Below are 19,904 nucleotides of genomic sequence, written 5' to 3' on the forward strand. Positions count from 1 at the left end.
ACCTCATTGGAAACGGAGCGAAGCGTGTTGCGGCGAAACGAAGCTCTTCGTGCCGTCGCTCGACGCGAAATATTGCAGGCCGTCGACTGCCAGCGCGGAACCGATGTCCTTGGCAGTCGCGATTTCATCGGCACGCAAGACATTGACATCGACCTGTTTGACCAGCGGTCCCAGATCGGCGCGGAATTGCTCTATAACTTTATGAACAGCCTCAGGGTGCAATACGGTTCCTGTCACTGCAAACACGCCGTCGCCCTTGTATTGCACGCTAACATCGGGGGCGCGCAATGATTCCTTGAGATCGCGCACCACTTCGTCTGCCGCCCTGACGTTCCACTTTAAATGCCCTGCTGCGAAGGCGTGCGCTGCCTGATAGATCTTGGCTGCGGCAGCTTCTTGCTTGACGATGCCGCTGACATTGACCACGCCGTCTTGTTCGGTAATCGTCAGGCCGTCTTGATTCAAGTGAGCCACGGCCAGCTTCAGTCTTTCCAGCGACGCCTGCGGTTGTGGCAGGACGACGCTGCGCAGCGGATTCGCGCCGGGCACGATCATGGCGGTGGCTGTCACCGCCGCCAACAGCGACGAGGCCAGGACCAGCCAGCTGATGGTGCCGTGGCGCGCCCAGATGGGGACGGCCTTGACTGGATGCCGAGATGCCGGCGCCTGGTCCGGAAAATTTTCGGACATGGCTTGTTGCTCAGTTGGCTGCTCAGTTTGCTGAGCGCACACCAAACGCAGCAAACTGATGTCGGACGGCCAGGTTGCATCGGCCGGTCCTGCGCAGAGAACAATATCGCTGAAGCTGCGCGGCTCAAAATCTTCCAGCTGGGCTTGGGCCAGCGGCTCGCTGTTATTCGAGGCGCCTATCGCGACCTTGCCTTGCACATCCAGCGTAAGCAACATAGTCGGTGCGTTCCAGTCCGAGATGTGAATTTCAGACGTGGCGTCGCAGCCGATCGAGGTATCGCCAATGGCCAGATTGATCACCGCTCCTGAGTGATGGCCAGTCAATATGCGAATCTGTTTATTCATGGACTAACTCTCTTGTTTGACTGTTGAATCAGGATCAATCCGGCTGCTGCCGCTTTCTACCTTACTGCTTTGATACAAGTCTATCTTTGCGTTTTGCCGGTCTGAGCCGAAGCGCGAATTTATTGGCTTGCGAACGAACTTAATTACCATCCGCGGCCGCGCTTGATAAGTGCGGAAATCTTCGCGATACCATTTGCGCATTCCTCGTCTGTACGCTTGCGCGAAAGGTTCAGCAGCAGCAGCGGCAGCAGCAGATTCATTGTTTCAGCGCCAGGAGCATGTACTCGGCGGGGTGTCGAACCGGACCGTAAAAACCTGAATGCGGAAGATGGATCGACGCTTTTAATTGCTGCCGATGCAGGTTGCTTTTCCGGTTCAACCAGTGCCACCAGACGGTCGCGCACCATGTGCAAAGTAGTCGCTTGTGTGCGCGCTGTCCTTGGCATTTGCAAAAATTCGCGCATGATTGCCAGAATTCTGTAAGTCGTTCCCGGTTGCGCCTTGCCGGTAGCCAAGTTGTCGCGAACTCCGAGCAATGCTGTTTCGGCCGCCGCTTGGCTACGCAACAGCGACTTGGTGTCATGCGCCAAAGGCCAGGTGCCGAGTAACAGCGCTTCTTCCCGGATTGGACGTTTGGCGGCGCGCATGGTGTCGAGCGTGCGCTCCGCACCCGCGGCATCGACTTGCATGCGCCCGGCAGTGCTTGCACTGTCGCGGCGGCCTTCGCGGCGGTCGCGATCGGATGGCCGGCCATCGTCGTTGGATTGGCGGAGATTTACTGTGCTGAGTTTTGTTCGTTTCGAAGAAGTATGCTCTTCCAGCATCATCAGCAAATCGTCGCTCATGGCGTCTGATTCCAGCTGCTCCGGATCGCCGCTGGCGCCGCGCCGGGCCGACTTCCGCTTGGCGCGCAGGGCAGAATCCCGGTGGCGATGGTGGCCGGGAACCGGGAGTTGAATTGGTTGCTGGATCGCCTCCTCATCTTCCACCTGGCTCAGACTGCCCCAGCTGCCGATGCGTGTGATGCTCATGGGAATATCACCTGGAACACCGAACGCGCATAGTTCTGGATTGCGGCGGCGGCCCATGGGGCGCTGATAACCACCACCACCGTTACGACTATCATTTTAATGCCTTGCGAAATACTGGAATCCTGCAGTGAGGTAACCGCCTGCAGAAAAGCAACCACCAGGCCGGTGATTGCAGCAACGCCGACAACCGGCAGGGATACCAGCAGGGTCAGCGTCAACGCCTGCGTTGTCATGTGAGTGATTGCGTCGTATTCCATGGCGTCACCGATAAGTGGATATGAGTCCGTGGACCAAAGTGGACCAACCGTCCAGCGATATGAACAGCAGCAGCTTGAACGGGATCGCGACGTTGCTAGGATTGACCTGGGATAACCCCAACGCCATCAGCACGTTGGCGATCACCAGATCGATCACGATGAAACACAGGTATAGCAGGAAGCCGATCTTGAAAGCTGCCGTCAGCTCACTTAATGCGAAAGCCGGCGCCAGCACGATCAAGTCGTCCGGTTTCAGTTCCGCGGCGCGTTCCGGCGGCCAGATCTGGCGGGCCGAACGCATGAAAAATGCCTTCTCGCGTTCCGACGTATGCTTGCGCAAAAAGGCGCGGAACGGTTCGCGTGCGGCGTCGAACAACGGCATGATTTGCGATCCGGCGGTTTGTTCGCTGGTGAGCTGCGCATGCTTAACAGCTTCCATGCCGACCGGCGCCATCACGAAGCACGAAATAATGATGGCGACGCCGTTCAGCACCGAGGTCGGCGGCACTTGTTGCAAGCCGAGCGCATTACGCAGCAGGCCGAGCACCACAACGATTTTGGTATACGAGGTGACCACCATCGCGGCGAACGGCAAGATGCTGAGGGCGAGCGCTGCGATCAGCAGCGAGGCGATGTCAGGAGAGCCGGTCATTGCGCTCTGCCATGCGGTGGATTTGCAGGCCCAACTGGCCGCCGACTGCTACCAGTTCGCCAAACGCCAGAACCTGGCCATGCGAAACCAGCCGGATCTGGGCGTCGTCCACCGGCACTGGAAGCTCGAGGATGCAACCGGGTTCCAGCGCGGCGATTTGCGCTATCGGCAAATTGAGCGTGACAATTTCAAGATGGACCGGAATCTCCAGCTGTCCGACATCAATCTGCGGCGCTGCTTCTCCTGTTTCTCCAGCTTCTCCCGCGCGTCCCACCTCTTGCTCCGCAGGCAGGTCGTTGTCTAGATTGTAGGTGGTCGTCATAGGTTTGTTCTCCAGAGTAATGGTGTGGGCTGCGACGCTGGCCTGCGCGCTGGCGCACCAGCCGTTGCCGACGCCCCAGCGCAGCGTGACGTTGTCGATAGATGCGCCGCGCACGTGATTTCCGCGCGGCTGCCAGCCGAGCAGGATGTCGCCGCAGCGCAAGGACGCGAGCAAGGCCTGGCTGCAATTGCGGCTGCGCAGCCGCAGATGCGTGGGCAGGGACAGCACAGGCAATGCTTGGATGGCGCCGGTGACAGCTAGCCATCGTCGCTCGAGCAGCATCGCCAGCGACAGCGGCAGATCGACAATGACGGCAGCATCGGTAATCTCGGAGCAGGTGTCTGCCGATGTGTGCCTGAATTCAAAGGCCAAGCCCTGCGGCGGGGTCGATTCGTCGGCCAGCACCAGTTCCGCAACAGTTGGTTGCGGATAGCCGTTCGCCGCCAGCTTTTCGAGCAGCGGCGCCAGCCATAGATTAGCCAGCGCCGTATTTCTTTGACGGTTGCTATCGAGCGCGATCGCTTCAAGCGCCGGATAGCCGGCCAGATCGATCCGCGCGGTCAAGACGCCGTAGGCGGAATCCAGGCGCAGCGTTGCAGGGCGCTTGAAGTTGACCGCTGCGGCCGGCATCGCACGCAATTCGATGCTGGCAGCGCGGGCCGCAATGCGCATCGCGCTACGCGCATCGAATAAGCCACGGGACAGACTGGCGAGCGTTGCCGGATATGTGCGTAAGTGGTTGCCGATAGGTGTTGCCTGGACTTGCGCCGTAACTTGTTCCGCAACTTGCTTATGCATAAGAATCCATCTCTTTTCTGAGGACACTAAGCCGCCTCAATATCGATATCGAAGCTGGCGTCGAGCCGGGAACGCAGACGCTGTAGTAAAGCGTCCGTGTTCAGGCAGATTAGGTCATTGGCGCGCGCATCATTGGACTCGAAGCGAAGCGACAGCCGGAATGGCGAAAGTTTTAAATGCAGGTTGGTCTCTGGCAGGATGGCCGGATTGAGCACGATGGCTACTTCCCAGGTGCCGCCTCTCTTGACCGCCGGTGATGCACAGAAGTTTGCGACACGCTCAGCCAGATGCTCGACCACCAGGTCAGCCTCCGTCGCCTGCGAGCATCGCCGGATCATGTGCGCGCGCAGCGCGGCGAGCCCATCCCGTTCAGCGTCGTTGCCGGCCTCGGCTTCGTGAGCTGCCGCAGCCGGGCTATTCCGGTCCGGCATGACTGGCGAAGCATCGTCCCGCGGGTCGGCGTCGTCATCCGTCGACCGATCTTCGGAGCCTGCGCGGGCGCCGTCTGTCAGCTCCTGCCGGGCGGCGCCGAGAAGTGTGGCGAAACGTGCTGTCCGCTGCCGTGCGGGCCGGCTTTGAGTCGTGTCGGAATGTTCAGAAGATAGTCGCAGGACCCGCAATTCGCGTGCCTGCCGGAAGCGGTTATTCATGGCTAGAGATTGACCACGCCGACCGGCTGCAGCTCGACATCCGCTCCCAGTTCCTGGAAGGAATACACCTGCAATGCCGGAAAACCTTGTTCAATCATGCGCCGGAAATAGCGTCGGATATCCATTGCCGTAACAACCGCGAGGCCGACCGCAGGTTCGCTGCCGATGGCGCCTTGGACCGACTCCAGCAGGGCGTCGATTTGTTGCGGTTCAAGTGTCAGGAAATTGCCGGCCGGGGTGGGCTTGATAGCCTGGCGAATCGTCTGTTCGACATCGGCGTCGAGCATGATCGCCTGCATTTTTCCGGTGCCTGCGGTCGCTCGGTGGGCGATGAAGCGGCCCAGATCGCCACGCACGTACTCGGTCAACATTAGAACATCCTTTTCCTTGGCGCCCCATGCCACCAGGCTCTCCAGGATTGCCCGGATATTCCGGATCGGTACGTGTTCTTCGAGAAGACGCCTGAATACTTCCGCTATCTTCGGCACGGTCGAGACTTTCTGCACCTCGGCCACCAAGCCCGGATATTCGGCGCCGACACGGTCCAGTATCCATTGCGTTTCCTGCAACCCGACGAACAGATGCGCTTCACGCCGCACCGAATCGAACACATCATCGGCCAGTGCCTTTTCGCGCTGAGTGACTGACTCCAGCATCTCTACCGGCGCCAGCGGCACCTCTTGCAGCAGGATTTGGTATGACAGGCCAGGCAAATCGTGAGCGGTCCACACCGCGGTGCGCGGGAAAGGCAGACCGAGTTCTTCCACCAGCCGCAGCCGTATGTCGTTCAGGGCCAGATTCAAGGCCGTCTCGGCGAGCCTGCCGCTGAGCTTTTTCGATAAGCGTATGGATAATGGTACGGCGAACGCCGGCGCGTGCTGCGCAATACTGGGCGCGCCCCCTTTGACGCCGTCGGTGAGCAGAGCGGAGAGTTCGGTGCCGGAATCAGGCTTGGCTTGCTGCTGCTTGCGTCGCAAGTTATAGCCACCGGCAAAAATTGCGGCCGCCAATACTAGAAACAAGGTGGTCGGAAAACCTGGCACCAATGCGAACCCGCATAACATTGCCGAAGCGCTAAACAGGGCATTCGCATTGGTTGACAGCTGCGAGGCAATATCCATGCCTAGCGAGCGCGGCCGGCTATGCTCGTCGGCCACGCGCGTGATCAAGATGCCGGCCGCGACCGAGATCAGCAAAGAGGGAATTTGCGAAACCATCGCATCGCCGATTGAAAGCACGGAAAAGCGGTTGGCGGCTTCGCCCGCACTCATGCCATGGTAGCTGACGCCGATCACCATGCCTGCGAGGATATTGACCATGGTGATGACCAGGCCGGCGATCGCATCGCCCTTGACGAATTTCATCGCGCCGTCCATGCCGCCATGCAGCTGGCTCTCGATGGCCAGCAGCGTACGCCGTTGCCTGGCGTCGTCGACGGAAATATTGCCGGCCTTGACGTCGGCGTCAATGCTCATCTGCTTGCCCGGCATGGCGTCCAGGGTGAAACGCGCACCCACTTCCGCCACCCGTTCCGAGCCTTTGGCAATAACGATGAATTGCACGGTTGCGATGATCAGAAACACCACCAGCCCGACCACCAGGTTGCCACCGACCACCAGTTCGCCAAAGCTCTCGATGATGTGGCCCGCTTCGGCGTTAAGCAAGATCGATTTGGTCGAGGCGATGTTCAGCGACAGGCGGAACAGGGTGGTAAACAACAGCAGGGAAGGAAAAGCCGACAGCGATGTGGCGCTGGGAATGTACATTGTCACCATCAGCAGCACGATGCTGATGGTGATATTCAAGCCTAGCAGCATATCGATCAGGAACGTGGGCAAAGGCAGGATCATCAAGGCGATAACCGCGATCACCAGCGCTACGATGCCGACTTCGCCGCTGATATTGAAGAGGCGCGACGATTTCATGTAAATCTCCTTCAAGCTGGATTGACAGCTGTGGTGTGGCCTTTGCCCATATCGTCAACCCAGGCCAGCACTGCTGCCACCGCGTCGAAAAGGGGTTCGGGGATAGTTTCTTCCAGGGCAACCAGATACAGTGCACGCGCCAATGGCGGGTTGCCGACGATCGGAACGCCATGCAGAGTCGCCAATTCGCGGATGACGCGCGCTTCTTCATCGGTGCCTTTGGCGATGACGCGCGGCAAACCGCATTCTCCAGGCACGTAGCGCAGGGCGACGGCGTAGTGGGTCGGATTGACCACCACCACGTTCGCCTGTCCTACATGTGATTTCTGCGGCGCGTTGGCGAGTTCTTTTGAGAGTTTGCGCAGCTCTTGCTTGATTTCCGGATTGCCATTGCTTTCCTTGTTCTCCCGTTTGACTTCATCTTTGCTCATGCGGTGGTCGCGGATGAACAACCAGCGTTGGATAGCAAAATCGGCCGCGCCTATCACTAAAAAAACCACGGCAGAAATGGCTAGCATCTTGCACAAAGCGCCCCAGGCGATGCTATCCAATCCCAGGATCGGCTGGTAGACCACCCCAATCAGCAAGGGCACCAGCATCACCACGGTTTTCCACAGCACCGTGCCCAAAATGCAAGCTTTGACCACGGTTTTGACCAGCTCGATCATCGAGCGCATCGAAAAGATCCGCTTCAGTCCCGACGCTGGGTTGATTGAATTGAATTTCAGTTCCAGCGGCTTGAAGGCAAGTTGCAATCCGACTTGCGCTGCAATGACCACAGCTGAAATCAGCGCGGCCAGCAGCGCTATGGGTAGGCAAATAGCCAAGCCGCGGGTGCCGGCAGTCACCAGCGCATCGGTATAGCTAAAGCTTTCCGATTGTGCATTTGCAACATCAAGCCCCATGCGCAGCAGCAAACGCAATTGTTCGGTCATGGCTGGTCCGCCCAGCGAAAAACCGATCGCCGCACTGAACAGAATTGCTGCAAACGGCAAATCCTGGCTTTTCGACGTTTCTCCGTCGCGCCGGGCGTCGGTCAGTTTCTTGTCGCTGGGTTCTTCGGTCTTTTCGTCGGACATGGGGGCATACCGAAATAATGTGTGGAGTGATTATTGAGCTGACCAGGGGGCGATAACAGCGTGGATGCGAACCGATGCACGTTATGGCGAAACAGGGGATATTGCCGTCCCCGGGAGATTGCAGCGATATCCTGGTCCGGCCTTTGCCATGCAATGCGATGTTTCGCTTGTTGCGATGTAGGTTCGTATCTGCGGCGGTGACGGCTACGAAGCTGATTTATCTTCTGTTACTACCTGCCGTGCAGTGCGTGCTGTTTTTAAGGCGGCGTACGGTGGTTTTCTTCGAGGAGCCGGAAATGAAGACGGGAAATTGCGGTAACGAGCTGTTAACGGGGTTGATCGAACTATTGATGTTCGGCGCCAAGCACAACTATATCGAGCCAACCGAACGCCTGCTGGCGGCGGTTCACCTGATGCGGCCGGGGTTTATCGAATTGCGTGCCTACGACGCCTGGATATTGATCCGTCAGAGGCGTTTTTCCGACGCCGTGCGTCTGTTGCGAGAGCTCGAACAGCAGCCTTTGCGAGGATCGTTCGGGCCTTACGTCAGTTCGCTGCTGGCGATCTGCCTGGCCAATCAGAACGATGAATCCTGGCGTCACTATGCCAATGAGGTCATGTCGGGCAAGGAAGACGCCGACTCGATCGAGCTTATGACTACCTTGATGGGGCAGGCAGGCGATAAGACTGCGAAGCGGCCGCCTGTGGCGCAGATTGATAAAAGTCAGTTGCAATTTTTACTACAGCGCCGGCATCTGCGCGCTTAAGGAGATTGATATGAGTATGGCAATTCCACCACTACCGCCGATTTCAAGTACACCTGCAATGCAGGGTGGCGCCAGCGCAGTCAAGGAAAGCACGGCAGCCTCGGCGGCGCCGGCGCCACGGGCCGATCTGGTCGAACAGTTTCGCACCAAGTTAGATCAAGCGCGTCTTTCGCCGCAAAGCGTAACGCACTTCCAGGGACCGTCTGCGGTAACCCAAATGATTACGCAACAAGACCAGGCCATGGGAACTTTGACCGGGAAGGTCGATGCCTTCGCGGCGGGCGCCGACAAGATGAGCATGCAAGAGGTGGTGGCGCAATCGGTAAAGGTACAGCTCGATGTTGCCACCTTGACAGCCAAGCTCTATCTCGGACAAACGCTGGCGCAAGGCAGCAAGGGCGCCATCCAGACTTTGGTCAAGAATCAGTAGGAGAGCTAGATGCCACACTATCCATCGTTGGTCCGCAGGCTCTGCATCGCTGTGCTGAGCGTCGTGCTCATCAGCGGTTGCAGCGAGCAGCTGTTTGCGCAATTGTCCGAGGCTGACGCCAACGACATGCTGGCGGCACTGCTCGATGCCGGTATTTCCGCATCCAAGCAGAAAGATGAAAGCGGAAAAAGCTGGGCGGTGAGAGCAGAAGAACGGGATTTTGCGCGGGCCATCAATGTGCTGCGGTCGCAGGGAATGCCGCATCAGAAACACGAAAATCTCGGTGAGATGTTCAAGAAGGATGGCTTGATCTCCACACCTACCGAAGAGCGGGTGCGGTTTATCTATGGAGTATCGCAGCAGTTATCGGAGGTGCTTTCACGGATCGACGGTGTCAGTTACGCCAGCGTCCAGATCGTCTTGCCGAATAACGATCCGTTGGCGAACGAAGTCAAGCCTTCTTCTGCGGCCGTGTTCGTCAAGTATTTGCCTGGCACCGATGTCGCCTCGCTGGTGCCCAGCATCAAGAACCTGGTGGTGCATGCGGTGGAAGGGCTGACCTACGACAACGTTAGCGTAACAATGGTGGCCGGCGCCGATTTGCCGGCCTCTGGATCGCAGCGCCGCAACGCCGGCGATGCCTGGCTGATCGTAGCAGGGCTGCTTTTAGCGGCAATCCTGGCCACAGCGCTGGCGTTTGCCGCCAGACGCTACGGTCTGCTCCGCAAGCTGGCGCCAGGCGGCTTGCGCGCCTTGGTTTCACGGAGCAAGCCGTCGTGAATGCCGATGAAGCCGGCGCCGCTGGCAAATCCCTTGAAGGCAGCCCAGCGACGCTGGCCCAGCTGCATGTCTGGATTGGCGAATACGAAACAAGAGTGCGCAAGGAGGCGGCGCGCCAGGCGCAACTTCATTGCCAGCGCTGGCGCCGGGCTTGCACTCCTGCCGCTGCCCAGGCATGGCTCGCCGCGCGGCATGTGTGGCTGCCAGGCGCTATTTCAATCGATCAGTTGAGCGTGAGCGTCAACCGGCTAGCCCTGCTGGACGGCGCCGGTTTGCGCAAGGTCTTGTCGGCGCGCGCGCTGTACCGGTCACGCTCCAGCTTGCGCCGGGTGGTGGCGCGCAGCCAGCGTGAGCAGCTGCTGGCTGCGGTTGGAGCACGTGCTCTCGAATGTCTGCAGCAGGGAGATGCGGTTGTCACTGCTTCTACGCCGCCACTGCCGGAGTCGTTCACTGCAGCGTCGCTGGCGGCAGACGGCTGGCAACTGATCCAGTCCGAGGATACCGGGCTGGCCCCGGCTGCGGCTGCGCTGGTGAATTTTGCGCTGGCGCCGGAGGAGATTGCCAAGGTTGACATGGCAGAGATTGCAGGCACAAGCCGGGATAAACTCCAGTCGTCCGGCCAGCTTTCCGGCAGCTCCGAATCGGCGCGCTTTTTTTCGAAACTAGGATCGTTCTTCCCGGAGATGCAATGGCTATTTGGCTAAGCTCGGAACAAGCGTCCGTCGGACCCGACGTAGACGTGATACGCAGCGCGGAATTTGCCAGCGTGATAGCCCTCGATCAAGCGCATGGCGCACTCGAACGGCGTCATGTCCGGCTGCAGGCGGACGCCGAGGCGACTGCCCAGGCCATCGTAGCCGCTGCCCAGCAACGAGCAGATGCGCTTGAAGCAGCTGCGCAGCGCCGTTTCGACAATAGCGCGCGTCTGGGCTATGCGGCCGGCCGCCGGCGCGGGATGGAAGAGGTGCACACCCACATGTTGCACCAGGCGGCTTCGCAGCATCAGCTGCTCAGCGCCAGCCGTGGGCGGATCGTTCAGATTGTTACCGGCGCCGTCGAACGCGTGCTGGGAGCCGCCGATCCCCAGGCGCTGTTCGCGCAGGTTGCCGGAACCGTCGACCGGCTTCTGGCCGATTCGTCCTTTTTGACTGTGCAGGTCGCACCTCAAGACCTGGAGGCTGCACGAGAGGCTTTCGGCGCGGCCTGCAGCGCCAACCAATGGGGCGTTAATCCGCAAGTCGCGGGACGCGCCGATCTGCCGCCGGGCAGCTGCGTCTGCGAGTGGGATTACGGCGTGATCGACGGCAGCCTCTCATTACATGTCGATGCGCTGCGGCGTGCAGTTGCTGGGCTGGTTGCCGGCCTGGCTACCGGTCTAGTCCCTGAGCCGCTCGCCCAATGCCAGCAATTCGAAGAAGAACCCGCGCCGGATCTCGACGATGCGATGGCCGAATATGAAAGCATGGAATGATGGGCGGATTCGATAGCTTTCTCGACAAGCTGGACGCCACGCTCGACGCGACACCAATGCTCAAGCAGCACGGCAAGGTAGTCGAAGCCATAGGTACTTTACTGAAAGTGGGCGGTCTGGACGCTACGCTCGGCGAGTTATGCGAGCTGCGCGAAGCCGATGGCCGCCTGGTGCAGCGCGCCGAGGTGGTCGGCTTCACCCGCCAGTTCGCGCTGCTGGCGCCGTTCGGCAGCGTAGTCGGCTTATCGCGTTCAACCCGGGTGGTGGGACAGGGCCGGCCATTGTCGGTGCCGGTAGGCCCGGCGCTGATGGGCCGCGTGCTCGACGGCCTGGGCGAGCCGCTGGACCAGCTCGGCGCCATCGATACCAAGGAATTCCGTTCAGTCATCGCGCCTGCGCCGGACCCGCTTACCCGTCGCATGATAGAAGAACCGCTTGACACCGGCGTGCGCGTCATCGACGGCTTGATGACGATTGGCGAAGGTCAGCGGGTCGGCATCTTCGCCCCGGCCGGCGTCGGCAAGAGCACGCTGCTCGGCATGCTCGCCCGCGGCGCGGACTGCGACGTGAATGTGGTGGTGCTGATCGGCGAACGCGGCCGCGAGGTGCGCGAGTTCATCGAACTGATCCTTGGCAAGGAAGGCATGGCCAAGAGCGTGGTGGTATGCGCGACTTCGGACCGTTCATCGATCGAGCGCGCCAAGGCCGCCTATGTGGGCACTGCGATTGCCGAATATTTTCGCGATCAAGGTATGCGCGTGTTGCTGATGATGGATTCGTTGACGCGTTTTGCGCGCGCCCAGCGTGAAATCGGCTTGTCGGCTGGCGAACCACCGACCCGGCGCGGCTTTCCTCCTTCCATTTTTGCCGAGTTGCCACGCTTGCTGGAGCGTGCTGGCATGGGCAGAGTGGGCTCGATCACGGCGTTTTATACAGTGCTGGCCGAGGATGAAGAGGGCAATGATCCGGTCAGCGAAGAAGTGCGCGGCATCCTCGACGGTCACATCGTTCTGTCGCGCGCTATCGCCGCCCGTAATCACTATCCTGCGATCGACGTGCTCAACAGCTTGAGCCGGGTCATGACCCTGGTTGCGAGCAGCGCGCATTGCAACGGCGCCGGCCGGATACGCAAGCTGATGTCGAAATTCAACGAGATCGAGTTGTTGCTGCAGATCGGCGAGTATCAGCAGGGGACCGATCCACTGGCCGACGAGGCTATCTCGCATCACGACGCAATCGAGCAATTCCTGATCCAGAGCACGGACGAAGAGGCGCCGGGATCGCATACCCATGCAATCGTTTCGCAATTTTCCAGCTGATGGCGTGCGATGAGCGTTGATGCCGCAAAAATTTGGCGGGCAATCGTCGCCGCACAGATGCGCCGGCAGCAGCGCGCAAAAGATGAACTCGAAGCTGTCAGGCAAGACATGCTGGCGGCCGAGGCGGCGCACAACGCTGCTGCGGCTGAAACAGCGCAAGCTTGCGAGCGCCGCCGCATCCATGAAGATGGTTTGAGAGAACTGCTCGCTGGAAGCTTGTCGGCGGCACTGTATTTAAGCCATGACGCCTGGCGCAGCCATTTGCGCGGCGAAGTCCAGGCCAAGCAAGCCCGTGAGCGCCAGGTGCATGACGCCCTCGAAAAACACGAGCGCAAGGTCGCGGTAGTGCGTACCAAGCTGGCTCGCATAGATGCTGCGCTCGACAAATGCCAGCGCAAGCTGAAACAGATTGAAGACGACACGCGTCGCCGCCGCGAGGAAAGCGCCGACGAGGAAGCCATTGAAGCGCTGCTGGCGCGGCGCGCTTTAAGGTGACTCGCATCATCTCTGTGTTTGCGCGCAACGACGAAACTCTTGGAACCCCCTAAGGCAGATAACCATGAATGAATTAACGGTTCTAAGCAATACGCTGTTGTCCTTGTACACGGCGTATCACAATCTGATCGTCATGATGCTGCTCGCCGGCATGCGCATCATGATTGTCTTTCTCGTATTTCCGCCTACCAGCGATCAGGCGATACCGGGTATCGCCCGCAACGGCGTCATCTATTTGCTCACCTATTTCGTGACAGCGGGACAGAATCCCGAAGCCTTCGAAAATCTAAACAGCGCGATGCTGCTGGTGCTGACGGCAAAGGAGGCTTTCCTTGGCCTGGCCTTCGGATATTCCGCAGCCACGGCTTTCTGGATCGCGCAGAGCGTCGGCACACTGATCGACGATCTGGCAGGGTTTAATAATATTCAGATGAGCAATCCACTGCGCGGCGATCAAAGCACGCCGGTGTCAACCGTGCTGATGCAGCTGGTGGTCACCTTGTTTTATGTCGGCGGCGGCATGATATTCATACTCGGCGCCCTGTTCGAATCCTTCAAATGGTGGCCGGTGGAGCAGCTTATGCCATCGCTCTCAAGCACCGCAGAGGCATTCCTGATCCAGCGTACGGACTCGCTCTGGATCGGCATCGCTAAACTCGGCACGCCAATCATGCTGGTGCTGGTATTGATCGAAATCGGCATAGGCTTGATTTCCCGCGCAGCAGATAAACTTGAACCGAACTCGCTGAGCCAGCCGCTGCGCGGCGCGGTCGGCCTGGTGATGGTCATCGCGTTGACATCGGTGTTTGCCGGACAGGTTGTAAACGATATCAAATTTCTGGGTTTCGGTCGGGCGTTAAGTGCAGGGATGGTCGGTAACTCGCAAGATAGTTCGCAAGGTAACTCGCAAGATAACTCGCAAGATAAATCGACGTCGGGAAATACATTGAAGAAGTGAAGATTGTTGTGGAATCAGATGTTGTTTGTTGAAATTTGCGAAGTTGCTTTCGCCTAAGATGTACTTGTCGCTGGTGTCATTCATTCGGCAACCGGCAACGGAACGTCTGATTTTTTTTGACAACCCACACTGGAGTAACGTTCATGTTTTCCACCGTCTATTTTGCGCTCTCTTCGGCGCTTTCCTTGCAAGATAAACTTCCCGCCTATTCCACCGCATTGCTTGACAGCGCATTCGATCGGGCCTATTGCCAGGTCGACGAGGTGCTTGAATGTAGCCGCCGCGAGCTGACATCTGACGATATTGCGCGCCTGATTGCGTTGGGCGATTCGTCGCTGCTGCTTGGCCATGACGAGGACGCCGAAGAGGCATATCGTCGCGCCCAAAAACTGCTCGGGGCCAATGGCGACCAGCTGCGCATCATGTCTTGCCGAAATACCGGCTGGCAGCTGATGTTGCGCGATCGTTACAGCGCCAGCGCGAAATGTTTTACGCGCATGTGCAACGACGAGGCCGCCAGCGCCAGCGATGTGCTGGAAGGCTTGCTGGGGATTGCATTGGTGCAGCATCAAATCGGCCATCAGACCGCGGCGGATGACGCGCTGTTGCGCGCCGCGGAGCTGGCGGACCAACATCGCCAGCCTGGCTGGCGCTTGCTGGTAGCGCTGCTGGCAAGAGAGTTTGACGTGCAGTTGCAAATCCGTGGCGCCGCAACCTTGGGCGATCACGCGTTCTGGACTTCGGCGCGCAGCGCCAGCATGCAGTCGGCCGGTGAGCGCGCGGTTCGCATGCGTCATGTGCATGAGGAGACTGCTGTAATGTCGCCCATGCCGTTGTTGTTGACGCAGCGCCGGGAATATCTTAATTTGCTGGATCGTCTGGTGCAAGGCGACGCTAGCGCGGCGGACCGGCTTTTTTTCGCAATTGAGGAACCGCAGCGCTTCGGCGGTGCCGGCCAGGGTTTCCTCGCGAAACTCGACGTCATACTGGCGGCGCTGGCGGGCGGACTCGACGACATAGCTGATCGCGTTCTGGTCAAGATCAACCGGTCTGAAGGAGAAGCAGGAACGCGGCGCTGGAATGCCGAGTACTTGTATGCCTCATCGAAGGTTGCGGCGCGGCGCGGCAATCCAGCCCAAGCGCTGCAGTTCTATTCGAAATATGCCAGCGAGGCGTTGCGCTGCCTGCGCCTGGAGGCGGTTGAGGTGAGGCCGCTCGACAAGATACATGGCGGAACGCACAGCGGAACGGCGGCGAGCGATGATGTTTCAGCGCGGCTGCCGGCAAAATACCGGCGCGCATATCGCTACATCGTCGATAATCTGAACCGGGCAAATCTGAGCACGCGCGAAGTTGCCGCACATGTCGATGTCACCGAGCGCGCCTTGCAGCTGGCCTTCAAAAGATCGATCGGCGTATCGCCCAGCAACGTGATTCGTAGCCTGCGGTTGGACGGCGTTCGCAACGATCTGCTTGACGGCGATTGGGCCGGAGCGTCGATCTTCGATACGGCCAGCCGCTGGGGCCTCAGCAGCCGCTCGGCGCTGGCCAAGGGTTATCGCAGGCAATTCAACGAGTCGCCATCCGAGACTATCTACGGCTGAACCACGGGGCGGTTCCTTCGAGCCGCCCTTCACTCATACCTATTCCATGACAAACACTCCTCTGAAGTGCGGGCAAGCGCACAGTGCGGTTTCGCCTTTGCGCACACAGCGCAGCGCGCTGTATCGACAAATCTCCTGGGTATTGCCGCTGGTTCTATGTGTGGCGGCGGCCGGCGCCGGGGCTCAACCGCTGGTCTGGAAAAGTCCGAGATTCCAGTACGTGGCTGACCATAAAGATCTTAAGGACGTCTTGCGCGACTTTGGCGCCAGCGAAAATATCATGACTTCGATTTCCCCCCATGTCGAAGGTTCTGTATCAGGTCGTTTCGAAAGTTCTCCGGAGCAGTTCCTGGACAAGATGGCCAATACATTCGGCTTTATCTGGTATTACGACGGCGCGGTGCTCAGTATCGCCGGCGCCAACGAGGCGCGCAATGCGACCATCGGTCTCAAACACAGCAATGTGGCGGAGTTGCGCCGGATTCTGGCCAGCCTCGGCATAGCGGATCGGCGCTTTCCGGTCCGCTATGACGGCGAAACAGGGCTGGTGATCGTATCCGGGCCGCCACGCTACGTAGAACTGGTGTCCGATGTCGCCCACTTGATCGATCAAACTTCAGCGCCGAGTGACAAGGTTGTGGTGCAACGTTTTCCTCTGAGCTATGCCTGGGCCACCGACCGTACCGTCACCATCGACGGCCAGGGTGTGACAGTGCGCGGTGTCGCTTCGCTGTTGCGCGGTCTATATGCGGCGAATGGCGGCCAGCCGGCAGCTGGTGATACCGCTCCGGCGCCGCGTGATACCTACCGCATGAAGAGTCTGCGCAGTCTCGGCAGCAACGGCAATAGCGGTAACAACGGCGCCAATGCGCTAGCGTCCGGCGCTAACGGGCGGCCCCCGGTCCCGACCTTGCCTGGGCTTTCCTTTGGCGATAATGCGCGCCAGTCTGCCGCAGACGTGCCGCCGCTCCCCGGTGGCGCCGCGGCTGGCCATACCGACGCTAGCACCGTTCAACAAGGCGCGGCGTCTGCCGGACCGGTGATTGAAGCCGATCCACGCAGCAATGCGATTTTCATCCGCGACCGGGCCGAAAACATGCCGGCTTTCCAAGCACTGATCGAATCGCTGGACCAGCGGCCCGGGGTTCTCGAAATCGATGCGACTATCATCGAGATCACCGACAATGCGTTAAAAGAGCTAGGCGTCGACTGGCGGCTGCATTCCGGTCACATGGATGTGCAGACCGGCAATGGCGCCATGGCCCAGACTGGAAATCCGGACTCCCTCAATCCGCAGGGTTTCGGCAATCCGGCCAATCAGACCAACACCGGGGCGATACTTTCCACACCGGTAGGCGGCGTCATGACAGCAGTGATCGGCGGCGCCGGACGTTATTTGCTGGGGCGGGTTACTGCACTCCAGCAAACCGACCAGGCACGGGTTACCGCCAGCCCCAAAGTCGAGACGCTGGACAACGTTGAAGCCATCATGGACAACAAGCAAACCTTCTATGTGCCGGTGTCCGGCTACCAGTCTGCTGACCTGTATAGCGTATCGGCCGGTGTATCGCTCAGGGTGTTACCGATGATCGTGCCTACTTCAAGCAATGAGCAGATTCATCTTAACGTGCACATCGAGGACGGTCAGTTGAGCACGCAGCAGGTTGGCAGCTTGCCGATTGTCAGCAACAGCACCATAGATACGCAGGCATTGATGAACAATGGCGAGAGTCTGCTGATTGCCGGTTACTCCGTCGATCAGGATGACCATGCGGAAACTGCGGTGCCGGGTTTGTCGAAAATCCCGTTGATTGGCGGCTTGTTCCGTTTCAAGCACCACCAGGGCCAGCGTTTTCAGCGGCTGTTCCTGCTGACGCCGCGCATCATTGCGGTGTCGGGGCCGTCCGCGGCTAATGTTTCGACCAGTTCAGTTCACTAGCGTAGTCCAGAATGACAGTCTCGAAATAACCGGCAGCATAAAAAAGCATCCTTCGTGCTTTCGCAGGAAGGATGCTTTGTTTTATGCCAGGCAGTCTTGACCTCGCATTGCCGGCACCAGGTCAAGTACCATAAGATCAATTGTGGGTTATGCGAATGCGTGCTTCTGATGTGATGAGCGTTCGTTGTCGGCGTTTTTGTGATTGCGGCTGACATCGGGCGCCAATAACAGAAACGGCAGTGCATTCGAAACCGCATCCTCAGTTTTTGGATTCGACGCCAGTTTTGTTACAGCGTAATCTTCAACTTTGGAAACCACTTCGCTTTTGGCGAATTTTTCGGCGCCCTTGACCATTTCACCTACGTTGCCGTGCATCGCGCCGGCCACCAGGTCGTCGATCTTGGCGTTGCCAATATGCGCGGCCACCATCACCTGGCTCGCCATGTCTACCGCCAATCCTTCCGGCGTCAGGTCGGCCGCGACGGTTACCACATCTTCACCCACTTTTGCCATGTCACCCATCGCTGCCTTCAGGTCGCCATGGGCTAGATCTTTCAGCATCTTAACCGAACCGGTGGCGATGCCGACTGTGGAATCGGCGAGGGTCTTGACCGTCGAGTCAACGCCTTTCTCGACGTCGTCAGTAACCGTCTTGAGGTCTTTTTCAGCGCCGCTGACGAATTTGTCGAATCCTTTGGATATATGCAAATCGCCCGCCATGCTCATTACCATTTTGGCTTGCGACGTGGCCAGATCGGTGCCGGTCTTGACTACGTCATCCGTAACTTTCAGAAAGTCCTGCAAGCCTTCCTTGAAATTGCCCTCCATCAGCGCTTGCGTCATCTTCATCGTATCTTGCAAGACGTGTCCGACGTCCTTTTCCACTGCTTTGACGACGCCTTCAACGTCGTGGACAGCGGCCTTGGCTACATTTTCGATGTCATGGCCGACCTTCTCAAAAGCGTGCTTGATTTTTGAAAAAATGCTCATAATGTTTCCCCATTAGATTGATTACCAGATACGAGGCATAGCCCCGCGTTTAACGATGCGGTCAAATGATTTCTTGTATTTTCTTCAAAGCGGGGCTCACCTCCTTGGCTAGAAATTGAATTAATTGCGGCCATATGTGCCGCCATGGTGTTGAACAACTACGGCTTCGCGTGCTTCATCTTGTCGTTCTGGTGACGATGCATGTACGGAAAATATGCAGCGCATGCGGCGGAAGTCGAAAATTCCGTCGCACGTCTACATTCCGTTACACAGATTAGGTGATTTGCAGTTGTGGAGTAGGTCGTAAGCGCGAAGTTTGAGGCATGCATGCGAAGCGGCGTTCGCCTCGGCTGTGCGCAATATCGCTTCGGGAACCAATCCGCAGTTTCGCAGTGATGGACGAATCACTCGATGCAGCTGTCAAGCTGTAAGCCGTACCCGCAACAATATTTCTATCTGCTCAGGAAATATTTTTCTCGACTTCTTATGGTGATCGCTATGTCCTTGCATCTCTCATCGCCCCAGCATTCCGCCGCCGGCACGGCAATGGTTGCCCCGCTCGCGGCGGTCCTGCCCGAGGCAAGCGTCGAGGCAACGATCTCCGTACTGTTCAACCCTGGCGGCGCCATTGCACGGCTCGGCAGCGTTCGCGAGATGGCTGCTCTACTGCATGCGCGGCTCGGCGTATCATTCGATGCGGCCGGCGCCAAGGGCCTCGCAGCGAGACGATATCCGGAGTTTGTTGCAGGTAAGCTGAATCTGCTTTTCGGCAGCAACTGTGCTGCGGCGCTGGCGGCTCTGTATAGTCTGATCATGGCGCGCAAGCCGCTGGCGGCTGCGGGAGATGCTTTTCACCTGGCGCGTATGCTGGCAGGCAGTGTCACCGGTGAAGCTGCTTTGAGTGCATTACTTGAGGCGCCTGTGCGGGGCGCCAGGCTTGACACGTCCAGTATTCGGCGCGAGGCCGAAAAGCAAGCGCTGCGGGCCGCCAATTATCTGATCGCGGTCGCTCCGCTCGCTATGCCGCTGCCGCGCAATATCGATGAAATCGCCGCACTCGCGCAGCGCATGCTGCCTGCGCATGAACGTACAGAAATTGCCAAGCCGTTGCCAACCGGCGCATGCCGGGCAACCATCCCCGCTAAAGCACTACTCGCTGCGATGGCGTTGGCGCGCAATCCCGGCGTCGAGCTGTTGCCGCACTTGAAAATGGCTTATTTCGCGTGGTGCAACGGCTTTCATGAAGAAGGGCCCGGGACGGCGCTGGATAGCGCCAAAGAACATTTTTTTGCGCTATCACGTTATACCGGGCTGGCAAGCTAGATTGGAGTGTCGGTTGTGTAGATTTTATGCAGTTCGCCAATTGGATTCTTTGTCATTCCCGCGTTCGCGGGAATGACAA

At 58.8% G+C, this 19,904-nt stretch carries 20 protein-coding genes; 11 read left to right on the top strand and 9 right to left on the bottom strand.

Annotated elements, in window-relative coordinates:
• Nucleotides 1-3: 3 nt before the first annotated feature.
• The 8 genes from hrpD5 to sctU all read right to left on the bottom strand — a co-directional run bounded on the left by hrpD5 (nucleotide 4) and on the right by sctU (nucleotide 7,749).
• A complete protein-coding gene (hrpD5, locus tag ABI171_RS22960; RefSeq protein WP_348094864.1) occupies nucleotides 4-1,035 on the bottom strand; it encodes an HrpD5 family protein in 1,032 nt (343 codons plus the stop codon).
• 143 nt (nucleotides 1,036-1,178) lie between these two features.
• Nucleotides 1,179-2,123: a hypothetical protein gene (locus tag ABI171_RS22965; RefSeq protein WP_348094865.1), complete on the bottom strand. Its 945-nt coding sequence runs from the start codon at nucleotides 2,121-2,123 to the stop codon at nucleotides 1,179-1,181.
• Nucleotides 2,063-2,323, bottom strand: a complete 261-nt coding sequence (sctS, locus tag ABI171_RS22970) for a type III secretion system export apparatus subunit SctS (protein WP_348094866.1) — start codon at nucleotides 2,321-2,323, stop codon at nucleotides 2,063-2,065. The genes ABI171_RS22965 and sctS overlap by 61 nt, the downstream gene beginning before the upstream one ends.
• A 4-nt stretch (nucleotides 2,324-2,327) precedes the next feature.
• Complete coding sequence (gene sctR, locus ABI171_RS22975; protein ID WP_348094867.1) at nucleotides 2,328-2,975, bottom strand: type III secretion system export apparatus subunit SctR; 648 nt, start codon at nucleotides 2,973-2,975, stop codon at nucleotides 2,328-2,330.
• On the bottom strand, nucleotides 2,959-4,095 hold the full coding sequence (gene sctQ / locus ABI171_RS22980) for a type III secretion system cytoplasmic ring protein SctQ (protein ID WP_348094868.1): 1,137 nt from the start codon (nucleotides 4,093-4,095) through the stop codon (nucleotides 2,959-2,961). The genes sctR and sctQ overlap by 17 nt, the downstream gene beginning before the upstream one ends.
• A gap of 26 nt (nucleotides 4,096-4,121) precedes the next feature.
• Nucleotides 4,122-4,745, bottom strand: a complete 624-nt coding sequence (gene sctP, locus ABI171_RS22985) for a type III secretion system protein SctP (RefSeq protein ID WP_348094869.1) — start codon at nucleotides 4,743-4,745, stop codon at nucleotides 4,122-4,124.
• A gap of 2 nt (nucleotides 4,746-4,747) precedes the next feature.
• Nucleotides 4,748-6,676 carry an FHIPEP family type III secretion protein gene (locus ABI171_RS22990; RefSeq protein WP_348094901.1) on the bottom strand — a complete coding sequence of 643 codons (1,929 nt, stop codon included), beginning with the start codon at nucleotides 6,674-6,676 and terminating at the stop codon, nucleotides 4,748-4,750.
• Between the two features lie 5 nt (nucleotides 6,677-6,681).
• Nucleotides 6,682-7,749, bottom strand: a complete 1,068-nt coding sequence (sctU, locus tag ABI171_RS22995; protein ID WP_348094870.1) for a type III secretion system export apparatus subunit SctU — start codon at nucleotides 7,747-7,749, stop codon at nucleotides 6,682-6,684.
• Nucleotides 7,750-8,045: 296 nt separating this feature from the next.
• On the opposite strand from sctU, the gene ABI171_RS23000 reads away from it, so the two are divergent.
• From ABI171_RS23000 to sctC, 10 genes are all read left to right on the top strand, one after another.
• Nucleotides 8,046-8,516 (top strand): HrpB1 family type III secretion system apparatus protein, encoded by a 471-nt coding sequence (locus ABI171_RS23000; RefSeq protein WP_348094871.1) that lies wholly within the window; start codon nucleotides 8,046-8,048, stop codon nucleotides 8,514-8,516.
• A 10-nt stretch (nucleotides 8,517-8,526) separates the two neighbouring features.
• The gene (locus ABI171_RS23005) at nucleotides 8,527-8,946 is read left to right on the top strand and encodes a hypothetical protein (RefSeq protein WP_348094872.1); all 420 of its coding nucleotides are present in this window, start codon (nucleotides 8,527-8,529) and stop codon (nucleotides 8,944-8,946) included.
• 9 nt (nucleotides 8,947-8,955) lie between these two features.
• On the top strand, nucleotides 8,956-9,726 hold the full coding sequence (gene sctJ, locus ABI171_RS23010) for a type III secretion inner membrane ring lipoprotein SctJ (RefSeq protein ID WP_348094873.1): 771 nt from the start codon (nucleotides 8,956-8,958) through the stop codon (nucleotides 9,724-9,726).
• Nucleotides 9,723-10,430, top strand: coding sequence for a type III secretion protein HrpB4 (locus tag ABI171_RS23015; RefSeq protein ID WP_348094874.1), 708 nt, complete (start codon nucleotides 9,723-9,725; stop codon nucleotides 10,428-10,430). Before sctJ ends, ABI171_RS23015 begins: the two co-directional genes overlap by 4 nt.
• Nucleotides 10,415-11,197, top strand: coding sequence for a type III secretion system stator protein SctL (gene sctL / locus ABI171_RS23020; protein ID WP_348094875.1), 783 nt, complete (start codon nucleotides 10,415-10,417; stop codon nucleotides 11,195-11,197). The genes ABI171_RS23015 and sctL overlap by 16 nt, the downstream gene beginning before the upstream one ends.
• Complete coding sequence (gene sctN, locus ABI171_RS23025) at nucleotides 11,194-12,516, top strand: type III secretion system ATPase SctN (RefSeq protein ID WP_348094876.1); 1,323 nt, start codon at nucleotides 11,194-11,196, stop codon at nucleotides 12,514-12,516. The genes sctL and sctN overlap by 4 nt, the downstream gene beginning before the upstream one ends.
• 9 nt (nucleotides 12,517-12,525) lie before the next feature.
• On the top strand, nucleotides 12,526-13,011 hold the full coding sequence (locus ABI171_RS23030; RefSeq protein WP_348094877.1) for a hypothetical protein: 486 nt from the start codon (nucleotides 12,526-12,528) through the stop codon (nucleotides 13,009-13,011).
• Nucleotides 13,012-13,075: 64 nt separating this feature from the next.
• On the top strand, nucleotides 13,076-13,969 hold the full coding sequence (gene sctT / locus ABI171_RS23035) for a type III secretion system export apparatus subunit SctT (protein ID WP_348094878.1): 894 nt from the start codon (nucleotides 13,076-13,078) through the stop codon (nucleotides 13,967-13,969).
• 143 nt (nucleotides 13,970-14,112) lie between these two features.
• Nucleotides 14,113-15,573, top strand: a complete 1,461-nt coding sequence (locus ABI171_RS23040; protein ID WP_348094879.1) for a helix-turn-helix transcriptional regulator — start codon at nucleotides 14,113-14,115, stop codon at nucleotides 15,571-15,573.
• A gap of 46 nt (nucleotides 15,574-15,619) precedes the next feature.
• Entirely contained in the window at nucleotides 15,620-17,512 is a 1,893-nt protein-coding gene (sctC, locus tag ABI171_RS23045) for a type III secretion system outer membrane ring subunit SctC (RefSeq protein WP_348094880.1), read from the top strand.
• A gap of 147 nt (nucleotides 17,513-17,659) precedes the next feature.
• Here the strand turns inward: sctC and ABI171_RS23050 are convergent, their stop codons facing one another.
• Nucleotides 17,660-18,502, bottom strand: coding sequence for a hypothetical protein (locus ABI171_RS23050; RefSeq protein WP_348094881.1), 843 nt, complete (start codon nucleotides 18,500-18,502; stop codon nucleotides 17,660-17,662).
• A 498-nt stretch (nucleotides 18,503-19,000) separates the two neighbouring features.
• On the opposite strand from ABI171_RS23050, the gene ABI171_RS23055 reads away from it, so the two are divergent.
• Nucleotides 19,001-19,825 carry a hypothetical protein gene (locus ABI171_RS23055; protein WP_348094882.1) on the top strand — a complete coding sequence of 275 codons (825 nt, stop codon included), beginning with the start codon at nucleotides 19,001-19,003 and terminating at the stop codon, nucleotides 19,823-19,825.
• Nucleotides 19,826-19,904: the final 79 nt, after the last annotated feature.

Source organism: Collimonas sp., assembly GCF_039923675.1.
GTDB lineage: Bacteria > Pseudomonadota > Gammaproteobacteria > Burkholderiales > Burkholderiaceae_D > Collimonas.

What these genes read in the sequence shown, in the direction of transcription:
- ABI171_RS22965 (WP_348094865.1), bottom strand. Translation starts at nt 2,123, where the DNA reads ATGGGCCGCCGCCGCAATCCAGAACTATGCGCGTTCGGTGTTCCAGGT.
- ABI171_RS23050 (WP_348094881.1), bottom strand. Translation starts at nt 18,502, where the DNA reads ATGAGCATTTTTTCAAAAATCAAGCACGCTTTTGAGAAGGTCGGCCAT.
- ABI171_RS23030 (WP_348094877.1), top strand. Translation starts at nt 12,526, where the DNA reads ATGAGCGTTGATGCCGCAAAAATTTGGCGGGCAATCGTCGCCGCACAG.
- sctQ (WP_348094868.1), bottom strand. Translation starts at nt 4,095, where the DNA reads ATGCATAAGCAAGTTGCGGAACAAGTTACGGCGCAAGTCCAGGCAACA.
- sctS (WP_348094866.1), bottom strand. Translation starts at nt 2,323, where the DNA reads ATGGAATACGACGCAATCACTCACATGACAACGCAGGCGTTGACGCTG.
- sctN (WP_348094876.1), top strand. Translation starts at nt 11,194, where the DNA reads ATGATGGGCGGATTCGATAGCTTTCTCGACAAGCTGGACGCCACGCTC.
- ABI171_RS23005 (WP_348094872.1), top strand. Translation starts at nt 8,527, where the DNA reads ATGAGTATGGCAATTCCACCACTACCGCCGATTTCAAGTACACCTGCA.
- sctR (WP_348094867.1), bottom strand. Translation starts at nt 2,975, where the DNA reads ATGACCGGCTCTCCTGACATCGCCTCGCTGCTGATCGCAGCGCTCGCC.
- ABI171_RS23040 (WP_348094879.1), top strand. Translation starts at nt 14,113, where the DNA reads ATGTTTTCCACCGTCTATTTTGCGCTCTCTTCGGCGCTTTCCTTGCAA.
- hrpD5 (WP_348094864.1), bottom strand. Translation starts at nt 1,035, where the DNA reads ATGAATAAACAGATTCGCATATTGACTGGCCATCACTCAGGAGCGGTG.
- sctT (WP_348094878.1), top strand. Translation starts at nt 13,076, where the DNA reads ATGAATGAATTAACGGTTCTAAGCAATACGCTGTTGTCCTTGTACACG.
- sctU (WP_348094870.1), bottom strand. Translation starts at nt 7,749, where the DNA reads ATGTCCGACGAAAAGACCGAAGAACCCAGCGACAAGAAACTGACCGAC.
- sctJ (WP_348094873.1), top strand. Translation starts at nt 8,956, where the DNA reads ATGCCACACTATCCATCGTTGGTCCGCAGGCTCTGCATCGCTGTGCTG.
- sctP (WP_348094869.1), bottom strand. Translation starts at nt 4,745, where the DNA reads ATGAATAACCGCTTCCGGCAGGCACGCGAATTGCGGGTCCTGCGACTA.
- sctC (WP_348094880.1), top strand. Translation starts at nt 15,620, where the DNA reads ATGACAAACACTCCTCTGAAGTGCGGGCAAGCGCACAGTGCGGTTTCG.
- ABI171_RS23000 (WP_348094871.1), top strand. Translation starts at nt 8,046, where the DNA reads ATGAAGACGGGAAATTGCGGTAACGAGCTGTTAACGGGGTTGATCGAA.
- ABI171_RS23055 (WP_348094882.1), top strand. Translation starts at nt 19,001, where the DNA reads ATGTCCTTGCATCTCTCATCGCCCCAGCATTCCGCCGCCGGCACGGCA.
- sctL (WP_348094875.1), top strand. Translation starts at nt 10,415, where the DNA reads ATGGCTATTTGGCTAAGCTCGGAACAAGCGTCCGTCGGACCCGACGTA.